Raw genomic sequence first — 12113 nt, 5'->3', positions numbered from 1 at the left:
TGGCGACCCCCACGCCTGCACCCACTCCGACCCCGCCGCCGACGGGCAATTTCGATACCGCCGAAACGCGCCGCTCCGACGGGGTCAATTTCCACGGCGCGATCACCGCCTATCAGGCGGGGGCGACGGGGCAGAATATCCTCGCCGGCGTCATCGACGACGGGATCGATCAGGACAGCCCCGAATTCGCCGGCCGTATCTCGTCGCAATCGATCGACCTCGCCGGGTCGCGCGGCATCAACGGCGAGGGGACGCACGGCACCAATGTCGCGCAGCTGTTGCTCGGTGGAAAGAATGACGTCGGCACCTTCGGCATCGCGTTCAACGCCAACCTGCTCGTGCTGCGCGCCGACCGGCCGGGCAGCTGCGCGACCGAAGACCCCTCGAACGACGAAAGCGGCTGCCGCTTTCCCGAAACCGCGATCGCGGCGGGGCTCGACCGTGCGGTCGGCGCGGGCGCGCGCGTCGTCAACATCTCGCTCGGCGGCGAAGACCTGCCCGGTGCCACCTTGCGCGCCGCGGTCTCGCGCGCGACCGCGGCGGGGATTATCGTCATCGTCTCGGCGGGGAATGACGGCGACACGACCGCGAACGGCAATGACCCCAACAACCCCGATTTTTTCGCGCGCGGGCTGCGCGACGCTGGCGGCGGGCTCGTCGTCATTGCCGGATCGGTTAATGAAAATGGCGCGATTTCCGGGTTCAGCAACCGCGCGGGCGGCTATGCCGGCTCCTACCTGAGTGCGCTCGGTGAGGGTGTGTGCTGCGCCTATGAAAATGGCGTGCTCAAGACCGAGGGCAATTTCGTCTTCGTGCTCAACGGCACTAGCTTTGCCGCGCCGCAGGTTGCGGGCGCGGTCGCGCTGATCGCGCAGGCGTTTCCGAATCTGTCGAGCCAGCAGATCGTCTCGCTTCTCTATCAATCGGCGCGCGATGCCGGCGCGGCCGGCGACGATGCGGTGTACGGACAGGGCATCCTCGACATTGCGCGCGCTTTCCAGCCGATGGGCGCCACATCGCTCGCGGGCACCGCGACCGCGGTCGCGCTCGACGCGCCGCTGGGTATCCTCGGCGGTCCGATGGGCGATGCCGGCGGGGCCGGCACGACGGGCCTTGTCACCGACGGCTTCGGCCGCGCTTTCGACGTCGATTTCGGCGGCTCGCTGGGCCAGCGGCGTCCCGACTTCAAGCTTTCGGGCGCGATCGGCGGTCTCGTCCGCCAGCAGAGCGCCGCAAGCCGGTCGCTCGCGCTCTCGCTCGTCACCGCGCCCGGCACCGGCGGCACTGACGCGCTCGCCGGCCTCTCCTTCCACGATGCGCAGCGCGCGCGCACCCTCGCCGCGTCGGCGATGACGCGCCTCGACGCGCGCACGCGCATCGGCTTTACGGCCGGCCGCGGCACCGGCGGCCTGCTCGCGGGCGAGCGCGGCGAGAGCGGCCATGCGATGCTGATCGGCGACGCCGCGCACGAGGGCTTGGGCTTCGCCGCAAGTCCCGGAATTGGCACGATAATCCGGCATAATATCTTTAATAATCAATATGTTAATATGATATTGGAAAATGGCTGGGTGTCAGGAACACGCTGGCAGGACGACCCCCTCCTCCGCTACCGATCGGGCCATGACAGCCGCTACCAGCGCGTCGGCGCCGCGTGGGATGCGCGCTTCGGCCCGGTCCGCACCGCGCTCGGCGCGAGCTGGCTGCGCGAATCGGACAGCCTTCTCGGCGCCCGCCTCGGCCCGATGTTCGGTGCCGGCGGCGCCACCAGCCTCGTCGGCGACGCCAGCGTCATCCTCGATATGCGCGATGATTGGAAAGTTGCGGCGGCCTGGCGCCAGATGTGGACACGCCCCGACAGCCAAGGCTTGATCGCGGGCGGCGTGCTCTGGTCGACCGCCTTCTCGTTCGACATTGCCAAGGCGAATCTGATGCGGCCGGGCGACCGCGCCGCGCTCCGTTTCGCCCAGCCGCTGCGCGTCGCGCGCGGCGGCATCGACCTGATGCTTCCCGTCGCGCACGACTATGCGACCGGCCGCACCGACTTCGGCCGCCGCAGCTATAATCTCGCGCCGACGGGCCGCGAACTGGTAGTCGAGGCGAGCTATGCACTGTCGCTCTTCGGCGGAGAACTGATCGCGAATAGCTGGTGGCGCCGCGATCCCGGGCATATCGCCGCGATGCCCGACGACCGGGGTGCGGCGCTTCGCTTTACGATGGGCTTCTGATCGGCTTTAACGCTCCTCAATTCAAATACAGGGGATGCCAGAATGAAGCCGATTCAAATTCTTCCGCTCGCGCTCATCGGCGCGGCGCTCGCCACGCCGCTCGCCGCGCAGGCGCCGACGCGCACGGTGATCCACGCCGGGCAATTGCTCGCCGAACCCGGCAAGCCCGCGCGCGGCGCCTCGACGATCATCGTCGAGGGCGGCAAGATACTGAGCATCGCCGACGGCTATCAGCCCGCCGACCCCGGTGCGACGCTGATCGACCTCAAGGACAAATATGTCCTCCCCGGCCTGATCGACAGCCATGTCCATCTGACCAGCGACGCGGGCGGCATCGCCGGCCAGCTCGAAGAGGTCACGCTCAGCCCCGCCGCGCAGGCGTTCAATGCCGAGGCGAACGGGATCAAGACGCTGCGCGCGGGCTTCACCACCGTCCGCAACCTCGGCGATGGCGACGGCGCAACTCTCGCCCTCAGGGATGCGATCCTCGCGGGCAAGGTGCAGGGGCCGCGCATCATCGACGCCGGCAACAGCATTTCGGGCAGCGCGGGGCATATGGACGGATCGCTCGGTTATCGCGACGAGCTCCGCCCCTTCTTCGCGGGTGCGGGCAACACCTGCAACGGCGCCGACGACTGCCGCCGCGCGGTGCGGCTGCAGATCGGGCGCGGCGCCGACGTGATCAAATTCGCCTCGACCGGCGGGGTCAACAGCCGCATCGGCGCGGGGCTGGGCAAGCAGATGTTCGACGACGAGGCGCAGGCGATCGTCGACACCGCACATCTGTTCGGCAAGAAGGTCGCGGTCCACGCGCATGGCGCCGACGGCATCCGCCTCGCGATCGACGCGGGTGCCGATTCGATCGAGCATGGCACGATCCTCGACGAGGCGACGATCGCGGCGTGGGCGAAATCGAAGACCTACTATGTCCCGACGCTCTCGACCGTGAACGGCTACAAGGAACGCATCGCCGCCAATCCCGACGCCTATGAACCCGATGTGCTGGCGAAGATTCAGTGGCGTATTTCGATCACCGGCAAGAGCCTCGAACAGCTCGTCCCGCGCGGCGTGCGCATCGCCTTCGGCACCGACGCGGGCGTGTCGAAGCACGGCCGCAACGGCGACGAGTTCGAACTGATGGTCCAGCACGGGATGAAACCGGTCGAGGCGCTGAAGGCCGCGACAGTCAACGCCGCCGACCTGCTCGGGCTGTCGAACGAGATCGGCACGATTGCGCCGGGCAAGAGCGCCGACATCATCGCGGTCGCGAGCGACCCCGTCGCCGACGTGCGCGTGCTCAAGAAGGTCGACTTCGTGATGGCGCGCGGGACGGTGGTCGACTGAAATCAGAGCGCGCCGCGCAGCGTCAGCCAGCGATCGCGCTTCGCCGCGAAGCCGATCGTATGCGCGGCGCTGCTCGACGGAAGGTCGACAATCGTGATGCCTTCGAGTGGCGGCAGCTGCTTCCGTCCGATCGCCGCGGCCTTGCCGCCGTTGAAGGCGATCATGCGCAGGTCGGGCATATCGGCGATCAGCGCCGCGAGGTCGTGCGCCTCGGCTTCGCGGATTTGGCTGTCGCTGCTCATGTGCCGTTCGGCGCTGCGGATCACGTCCCACAGCCCGAACTTGGCCTCGCGCAGCGCGGCCAGCCTGTCGGCATAGGGCAGGTCCGCGAGCGGCTGGCCGATGACCGCGCCGAGCAGGCGCCAGAACTGGTTCGTCGGATGCGCATAATATTGCTGCTCGGCGAGCGAGCGGACGCCGGGCAGGCTCCCGAGAATCAGCAATCGCGTGTTGGGCGCGACGTGAGGCGGAAAGCTGGCGTGGCGGACGGCGGGCATGGTTCCCGATAGCCCGCTCGGGCCAGCGCAACAATATTGCCCACCCCTTGACCCGTGAGGGAATCGGGTCTAGGGGCCCGCTCGACCGAAAAGGGCAGTTTGCTGCCTCTTTCAGTTGCAACAGCGCTTGAACATTGCTGGCGCGGATGGAGCCTCCGGAAGATCTTAGCGATCCGCCGGGGTCTTTTGCTGTTATCAGGTCGGCCCTTTTTCGCCTTTTTTGGCGGGTTAGCGGCCGGAGCTTCATCCACCGCGGTACAGTAACCGTTCGCTTTGATGGGCGGACATTTAAAGGTGAAGCATTCATGCCCACGATCAACCAGCTGGTCCGCAAGGGCCGGACTCCCCAGAAGGTGAAGTCCAAGGTCCCGGCGATGGACGCAAACCCGCAAAAGCGTGGCGTTTGCACCCGTGTCTACACGACGACCCCGAAAAAGCCGAACTCGGCGCTCCGTAAGGTTGCGAAGGTCCGCCTGACCAACCAGCGCGAAGTCATCACCTACATCCCCGGCGAAGGCCACAACCTCCAGGAACACAGCGTTGTGCTGATCCGCGGCGGTCGTGTCCGCGATCTTCCCGGTGTGCGTTACCACGTCCTGCGCGGCGTGCTCGATACGCAGGGTGTGAAGGACCGCAAGCAGAGCCGTTCGAAGTACGGTGCGAAGCGTCCGAAGTAAGGACCGCTTTTTCGGCTATTTGATCATCCCTGGCTGCCCTGGCGCCGGGATGCTGTTGTAAAAGGAATTACCTATGGCTCGTCGTCGTCGTCCTGAGCGCCGCGAAATCCTGCCCGATCCCCGTTTCGGTGATACGGTGCTGTCGAAATTCATGAACAGCGTCATGCTGGACGGGAAAAAGTCCGTCGCCGAAAGCATCGTTTACGGTGCGCTCGAGTCGGTCGAAGCCCGTGCCAAGAAGGAACCGATCGGCGTGTTCCACGAAGCGCTGGCGAACATCCGCCCGAACATCGAAGTCCGCAGCCGCCGCGTCGGCGGTGCGACCTATCAGGTTCCGGTCGAAGTCCGTCCCGAACGTGCGCAGGCGCTCGCGATCCGCTGGCTGATCACCGCCGCGCGCAACCGCAGCGAAACCACGATGGCCGCGCGCCTGTCGGGCGAGCTGCTCGACGCGTCGAACAACCGTGGCAACGCCGTAAAGAAGCGTGAAGACACGCATCGCATGGCCGAAGCCAACCGCGCCTTCAGCCACTACCGCTGGTAAGCGCGCGCGGGACGCTGTCGCGTCTCGCAATCGTAACAATCATTCCTATATCGGGGGCGGCTCCAAAGGCCGCCCCCCACATCCAAGGAAAAGACCATGGCACGCAGCCATCCGCTCGAAAATTATCGCAACTTTGGGATCATGGCGCACATCGACGCCGGCAAGACCACGACGACCGAGCGTATCCTTTACTACACCGGCAAGTCCTACAAGATCGGCGAAGTCCATGACGGCGCCGCGACGATGGACTGGATGGAGCAGGAGCAGGAACGCGGCATCACGATCACGTCCGCGGCGACCACTTGCTTGTGGAAGGCCGACGAAGGTCACGGCCCCGAGCATCGCCTGAACATCATCGACACCCCCGGCCACGTCGACTTCACGATCGAAGTCGAGCGTTCGCTGCGCGTGCTCGACGGCGCGATCACCGCGTTCGACGGCGTTGCCGGCGTTGAGCCGCAGTCGGAAACCGTGTGGCGTCAGGCCGACAAGTATAAAGTTCCGCGCATGTGCTTCGTCAACAAGCTCGACCGCACCGGCGCCGACTTCTATTATTGCGTCCAGACGATCATCGATCGCCTCGGTGCGACCCCGGCCGTCCTCTATCTGCCCATCGGCGCCGAAGGCGACTTCAAGGGTCTCGTCGACTTGGTCAACGAGCGTGCGATCATCTGGAAGGACGAAAGCCTCGGCGCCGAATTCTTCTATGAGGAAATCCCCGCCGACCTCGCCGACAAGGCGGCCGAATATCGCGAAAAGCTCGTCGAACTCGCCGTCGAACAGGACGACGACGCGATGGAAGCCTATCTCGAAGGCACCGTTCCCGACGTCGCGACGCTCAAGAAGCTGATCCGCAAGGGTACGCTGGCACAGGCGTTCGTTCCGGTCCTCTGCGGCTCGGCGTTCAAGAACAAGGGTGTTCAGACGCTGCTCGATGCGGTCGTCGACTATCTGCCTTCGCCGCTCGACATTCCCGACGTTCAGGGCCTGAAGCTCGACGGCGAGACCCCCGATTCGCGTCCGCCGGCCGACGATGCGCCGCTGTCGCTGCTCGCGTTCAAGATCATGAACGACCCGTTCGTCGGCTCGCTCACCTTCGCCCGCATCTATTCGGGTACGCTCAACAAGGGCACGTATCTGAACTCGGTGAAGGACAAGAAGGAAAAGGTTGGCCGCATGCTGCTGATGCATGCGAACAGCCGCGAAGACATCGAAGAAGCCTATGCGGGCGACATCGTTGCGCTCGCCGGCCTCAAGGAAACTACCACCGGGGACACGCTCTGCGCGACCAACGCGCCGATCATCCTCGAGCGGATGGAATTCCCCGAGCCGGTCATCGAGCTGTCGGTGGAGCCGAAGACCAAGGCCGACCAGGAACGCATGGGCATCGCGCTCAACCGCCTGGCCGCCGAGGATCCCTCGTTCCGCGTGTCGACCGACCATGAATCGGGCCAGACGATCATCAAGGGCATGGGCGAGCTTCACCTCGACATCCTCGTCGATCGCATGAAGCGCGAGTTCAAGGTCGAAGCGAACGTCGGCGCGCCGCAGGTGGCGTACCGCGAATCGCTCGCGAAGGCCGTTGACGTCGACTATACCCACAAGAAGCAGTCGGGCGGCTCGGGCCAGTTCGGCCGCGTCAAGGTCAGCGTCGCTCCCGGCGAACGCGGCGCGGGCATCACCTTCATCGACGAGATCAAGGGCGGTAACATTCCGCGCGAATATATCCCGTCGGTCGAAAAGGGCATGCGCGAGTCGGCCGAAAACGGTCACATGATCGGCTTCCCGATCATCGACTTCGAAATCAAGCTCACGGACGGCGCGTATCACGACGTCGACTCGTCGGCGCTGGCGTTCGAAATCGCGGGCCGTGCGGCGATGCGCGAAGTGGCGGCGAAGGCCGGCATCAAGCTGCTCGAGCCGGTGATGAAGGTCGAAGTCGTTACCCCTGAGGAATTCATGGGCGACGTGATCGGCGATCTCAACAGCCGTCGCGGGCAGATCCAGGGCACCGACAGCCGGGGCATCGCCCAGGTCGTCGAGGCGATCGTTCCGCTGGCGAACATGTTCGGCTACGTCAATCAGCTGCGCAGCTTCAGCCAGGGGCGCGCCAGCTATTCGATGCAATTCTCGCATTACGAAGAAGTGCCGACCAACGTCGCCGAAGAAGTGAAGGCCAAGATGGCCTGATGGGTCAAAGCCGCGCGGGCTTGCACCGCGCGGCAAGACCCTCTAAGGGCGGCGCCTGATTCAGCAGGCTCGTCCAGGACTGATCAACGCAAACATTGAACAAGAAGGTTATACCATCATGGCCAAGGCTAAATTTGAGCGGACGAAGCCGCACTGCAACATCGGCACCATCGGTCACGTCGACCATGGCAAGACCTCGCTGACCGCAGCGATCACCAAGGTGCTCGCCGAAACGACCGGCGGCACCGCCGTCGACTTCGCGAACATCGACAAGGCGCCCGAAGAGCGCGAGCGCGGCATCACCATTTCGACCGCACACGTCGAATATGAAACTGCTGACCGCCACTATGCGCACGTCGATTGCCCGGGCCACGCCGACTATGTGAAGAACATGATCACCGGTGCCGCCCAGATGGACGGCGCGATCCTCGTTGTGTCGGCCGCTGACGGCCCGATGCCGCAGACGAAGGAGCACATCCTGCTCGCGAAGCAGGTTGGCGTTCCGACCATGGTCGTCTTCCTCAACAAGGTCGACCAGCTGGACGATCCCGAGCTGCTCGAACTCGTTGAGCTCGAAATCCGCGAAGAACTGTCGAAGCGCGACTTCGACGGCGACAATATCCCGATCATCCCGGGTTCGGCTCTCGCCGCCCTCGAAGGTCGCGACGACGCCATCGGCAAGGACGCGATCCTGAAGCTGATGGCTGCCGTCGACGCGTGGATCCCGCAGCCGGAACGTCCGCTCGACAAGCCCTTCCTGATGCCGATCGAAGACGTGTTCTCGATCTCGGGTCGCGGTACCGTCGTTACCGGCCGTATCGAAACGGGCATCGTCAAGGTTGGTGAAGAAGTCGAAATCGTCGGCATCAAGGACACCAAGAAGACCGTCGTGACCGGCGTCGAAATGTTCCGCAAGCTGCTCGATCAGGGCCAGGCTGGCGATAACGTCGGTGCGCTGATCCGCGGCGTCGGCCGTGAAGAAGTCGAGCGCGGCCAGGTTCTGGCGAAGCCCGGCTCGATCACGCCGCACACCGAGTTCACCTCGGAAGTGTACGTCCTGTCGAAGGACGAAGGCGGCCGTCACACGCCGTTCTTTGCGAACTATCGTCCGCAGTTCTACTTCCGCACCACCGACGTCACCGGCGAAGTCATTCTGCCCGCCGGCACCGAAATGGTCATGCCGGGCGACAACGTCCAGCTGTCGGTCAAGCTGATCGCTCCGATCGCCATGGACCCGGGTCTGCGCTTCGCAATTCGCGAAGGTGGCCGCACGGTCGGCGCAGGGGTTGTGGCAACCGTCACAAAGTAATATAGGGCCGCGAGCCGCGCGATTCGGAAGCGATTCGCGCGGCTCGTAGCTTAAAGAATTTTGATGGCCGATCCGGTTTCCCTGCGGGAATCGGAGCAGGCCATTTCGGCTCTTTCGCATCGTTAGACGGGATTCGACTGGAACAGTCATGGAAACGCAGAATATTCGCATTCGCCTGAAGGCCTTTGATCACCGCGTGCTCGATCAGGCCACCACCGACATTGCCGATACGGCACGTCGTACCGGAGCGCTTATTCGCGGCCCGATCCCGCTTCCGACGCGTATTGAAAAATTCACCGTGAACCGCGGCCCGCATGTCGACAAGAAGTCGCGCGAGCAGTTCGAGGTGCGCACCCACAAGCGGCTGCTCGACATCGTGCAGCCCACCCCGCAGACGGTCGACGCGCTGATGAAGCTCGACCTCGCCGCGGGCGTGAACGTAGAAATCAAGCTGGCCTGAGGCCAGCGCAGCCCCGGTGAAAACCGGGGTCTCTATCGGCAGGACACTTCGGTGACTGCATTGTCCGGCGCGATCCGGACCGACGATAGGGTGGATACCGCCGGATCTCTTCCTTGCGAAGAAATATGGTCCGGGCTGCGTCCCCCGTCTCGCCGCTTCTCCTTCGGGATGGCGGCATCTCAGCCCGGACGGGGCGATGCATCGAAATTTTGGGCTGGGAGGGTTCTCGTCGGGGTTCGCCTTGATGAGGTCCCACACGCCGTGCGGAATGGTCCGCCCGGCCTCTGTTGAGGAGTATGATCATGCGGACTGGCGTGATCGCGAAGAAAATGGGGATGACCCGCCTGTTTCAGGACGACGGCCGCCATGTGCCCGTCACCGTCCTGAGCCTCGAAGGCTGTCAGGTCATTTCTGTGCGCGAACAAGAACGTGACGGCTATGTGGCCGTTCAGCTCGGTGCCGGCTCGGCGAAGGCGAAGAATGTTGCGAAGCCGCAGCGTGGCGCTTTCGGCAAGGCCGAAGTCGAACCCAAGGCGAAGATTGTCGAATTCCGCGTCGCCGACGACGCGACGCTCGACGTCGGCGCCGAACTGTCGGCCGACCATTTCGTCGCCGGCCAGATTGTCGACATCCAGGGCGTGACCCAGGGTAAGGGCTTTGCCGGTGCGATGAAGCGCTGGGGTTTCGGCGGTATGCGCGCGTCCCACGGTGTTTCGATCAGCCACCGTGCGCATGGTTCGACCGGTAACCGCCAGGATCCGGGCCGCGTCTTCAAGAACAAGAAGATGGCCGGCCACATGGGCGCCCGCAACCGCACCCAGCAGAATCTCGAAATCGTCCGCACCGACGTCGAGCGCGGCCTTCTCTTCGTCAAGGGTTCGGTCCCTGGCTCGAAGGGCGGCTGGCTGATGGTCCGCGATGCGGTCAAGCTGCCGCGCCACCCCGAGGCCCCCTATCCGGCGGGCATCAAGAGCGCAGCGAACGCCAATCAAGAAGCCCCGGCTGATGCGCCTGTGGAAACCCCGGTTGAAGAAACCGTGGTCGACACTGCCACCACCGACGGCGCACAGGAGTCCTGATCATGAAGGTCAAGGTTCACACCATCGACGGCAAGGCCGGCGCAGACATCGATCTTAACGACGATGTTTTCGGCGTCGACCCGCGTGCCGACATCCTCCACCGTGTCGTCAGCTGGCAGCTCGAAAAGCGCCGTGGTCCGGCTCGCGCCGCCCGCGAACGTAGCGACGTTTCGCGCACCGGCAAGAAGTTCGGTCGCCAGAAGGGCGGCGGTACGGCTCGTCACGGCGATCGCGCAGCTCCGATCTTCATCGGCGGCGGCAAGGCGCATGGCCCGCGTGCCCGCACCTTCGGCCACTCGCTGAACAAGAAGATCCGCACGCTCGGCCTGAAAATGGCGCTGAGCGACAAGGCGAAGGGCGGCAAGATCCTCGTTCTCGACACGCTCGAGCTCAAGGACGCCAAGACCAAGGCGCTCGCCGGCCAGCTCGGCAAGCTCGAACTCGGCAATCGCGCACTCTTCATCGACGGTGATGCAGTGCACGAAAGCTTCGCCATGGCGTCGGCCAACCTGATCGGCATCAACGCGATGCCGGCCGCGGGTGCCAACGTCTATGACATTTTGCGCGCCGATACGCTGGTCCTGACCCGCGCCGGCCTCGAAAAGCTGGAGGCACGCTTCAATGGCTAAGGCAAAAACAGTCGACGCGCGTCACTATGACGTGATCCTCGCTCCGGTGATCACCGAAAAGTCGACGCTGCTCAGCGAAAATGACGCAGTGGTGTTCAAGGTTGCGAACGACGCAACCAAGCCCGCGATCAAGGCCGCCGTCGAGGCGCTGTTCGATGTCAAGGTTCTCAGCGTCAACACGCTGATCACCAAGGGCAAGACCAAGCGCTGGAAGGGCAAGCCCTACACCCGCAGCGACGTGAAGAAGGCGATCGTTCGCCTGGCCGAAGGCCAGACGATCGACGTCACGACCGGCGTCTGATTGTAGGAAGAGGCAGAGAAAATGGCACTTAAATCCTATAATCCGACCAGCCCCGCGCAACGCGGCCTGATCCTCGTCGACAAGTCGTCGCTGTGGAAGGGCAAGCCCGTCAAGGCGCTGACCGAAGGCAAGAACAAGACCGGCGGCCGCAACAACAAGGGTCATGTGACCTCGCGCGGTATCGCCGGTGGCCACAAGCAGAAGTACCGCTTCATCGACTTCAAGCGTCGCAAGTGGGACATGCCGGCTACCGTCGAGCGTCTGGAATATGACCCCAACCGCACGGCGTTCATCGCACTCGTCAAGTATGAAGACGGTGAGCAGACCTATATCCTGGCGCCGCAGCGTCTGGCCGTTGGCGACACCGTCGTTGCCGGCAAGAAGACCGACGTGAAGCCGGGCAATGCGATGGAATTGTCGCAGATGCCTGTCGGCACGATCGTCCACAATATCGAGATGAAGCCGGGCAAGGGTGGCCAGATCGCCCGTTCGGCTGGCACTTATGCACAGGTCGTCGGTCGTGACCGCGGTCTCGTCATCGTGCGTCTCGGTTCGGGCGAGCAGCGTTACATTCGCGGCGAGTGCATGGGCACGGTCGGTGCGGTGTCGAACCCCGACAACCAGAACACCAACCTGGGCAAGGCCGGCCGCAATCGCTGGCTCGGCAAGCGCCCGCTGACGCGCGGTGTTGCAAAGAACCCGGTCGATCACCCGCATGGCGGCGGCGAAGGCCGTACCTCGGGCGGCCGTCACCCGGTTACCCCGTGGGGCAAGCCGACGAAGGGTGCGCGTACGCGCCACAACAAGTCGACCGACAAGATGATCATCCGGTCGCGTCACGCGAAGAAGAAGAGGTAA

General features: G+C 64.3%; 12 protein-coding genes. 11 read left to right on the top strand and 1 reads right to left on the bottom strand.

Annotated features, from left to right (window positions below):
* Both ATE70_RS21535 and ATE70_RS21530 read left to right on the top strand, forming a co-directional pair.
* Positions 1-2225, top strand: a 2225-nt coding sequence (locus tag ATE70_RS21535; RefSeq protein ID WP_058539584.1) for a S8 family peptidase, incomplete at its 5' end; no start/stop codon positions are given.
* A gap of 42 nt (positions 2226-2267) precedes the next feature.
* Positions 2268-3569 carry a metal-dependent hydrolase family protein gene (locus ATE70_RS21530; RefSeq protein ID WP_058539583.1) on the top strand — a complete coding sequence of 434 codons (1302 nt, stop codon included), beginning with the start codon at positions 2268-2270 and terminating at the stop codon, positions 3567-3569.
* A 2-nt stretch (positions 3570-3571) separates the two neighbouring features.
* Here ATE70_RS21530 and ATE70_RS21525 read toward each other — a convergent pair whose 3' ends face one another.
* Positions 3572-4066 (bottom strand): DNA-deoxyinosine glycosylase, encoded by a 495-nt coding sequence (locus tag ATE70_RS21525; RefSeq protein WP_058539582.1) that lies wholly within the window; start codon positions 4064-4066, stop codon positions 3572-3574.
* Positions 4067-4371: 305 nt separating this feature from the next.
* Here ATE70_RS21525 and rpsL point away from each other — a divergent pair, with 305 nt between their 5' ends.
* The 9 genes from rpsL (at position 4372) to rplB (ending at position 12113) form a co-directional block, all read left to right on the top strand.
* Positions 4372-4743, top strand: coding sequence for a 30S ribosomal protein S12 (gene rpsL, locus ATE70_RS21520; RefSeq protein ID WP_037515637.1), 372 nt, complete (start codon positions 4372-4374; stop codon positions 4741-4743).
* Between the two features lie 73 nt (positions 4744-4816).
* On the top strand, positions 4817-5287 hold the full coding sequence (gene rpsG, locus ATE70_RS21515; RefSeq protein WP_039578261.1) for a 30S ribosomal protein S7: 471 nt from the start codon (positions 4817-4819) through the stop codon (positions 5285-5287).
* 96 nt (positions 5288-5383) lie between these two features.
* Entirely contained in the window at positions 5384-7477 is a 2094-nt protein-coding gene (gene fusA / locus ATE70_RS21510) for an elongation factor G (RefSeq protein WP_058539581.1), read from the top strand.
* 118 nt (positions 7478-7595) lie between these two features.
* A complete protein-coding gene (tuf, locus tag ATE70_RS21505; RefSeq protein ID WP_058539580.1) occupies positions 7596-8786 on the top strand; it encodes an elongation factor Tu in 1191 nt (396 codons plus the stop codon).
* 148 nt (positions 8787-8934) lie between these two features.
* Positions 8935-9246 (top strand): 30S ribosomal protein S10, encoded by a 312-nt coding sequence (gene rpsJ, locus ATE70_RS21500; RefSeq protein ID WP_003042199.1) that lies wholly within the window; start codon positions 8935-8937, stop codon positions 9244-9246.
* A 302-nt stretch (positions 9247-9548) separates the two neighbouring features.
* Positions 9549-10325, top strand: coding sequence for a 50S ribosomal protein L3 (rplC, locus tag ATE70_RS21495; protein WP_058539599.1), 777 nt, complete (start codon positions 9549-9551; stop codon positions 10323-10325).
* A gap of 2 nt (positions 10326-10327) precedes the next feature.
* Positions 10328-10954 (top strand): 50S ribosomal protein L4, encoded by a 627-nt coding sequence (rplD, locus tag ATE70_RS21490; RefSeq protein WP_056373120.1) that lies wholly within the window; start codon positions 10328-10330, stop codon positions 10952-10954.
* Complete coding sequence (locus tag ATE70_RS21485; RefSeq protein WP_037515644.1) at positions 10947-11255, top strand: 50S ribosomal protein L23; 309 nt, start codon at positions 10947-10949, stop codon at positions 11253-11255. Before rplD ends, ATE70_RS21485 begins: the two co-directional genes overlap by 8 nt.
* Before the next feature lie 21 nt (positions 11256-11276).
* Positions 11277-12113 (top strand): 50S ribosomal protein L2, encoded by an 837-nt coding sequence (gene rplB, locus ATE70_RS21480; RefSeq protein WP_039578277.1) that lies wholly within the window; start codon positions 11277-11279, stop codon positions 12111-12113.

Origin of the sequence: Sphingopyxis sp. H053, from assembly GCF_001468225.1 — a bacterium.
GTDB lineage: Bacteria > Pseudomonadota > Alphaproteobacteria > Sphingomonadales > Sphingomonadaceae > Sphingopyxis.
Note: the sequence above shows the minus strand (reverse complement) of the source record. Positions and strands in the feature narration are given on the sequence as shown.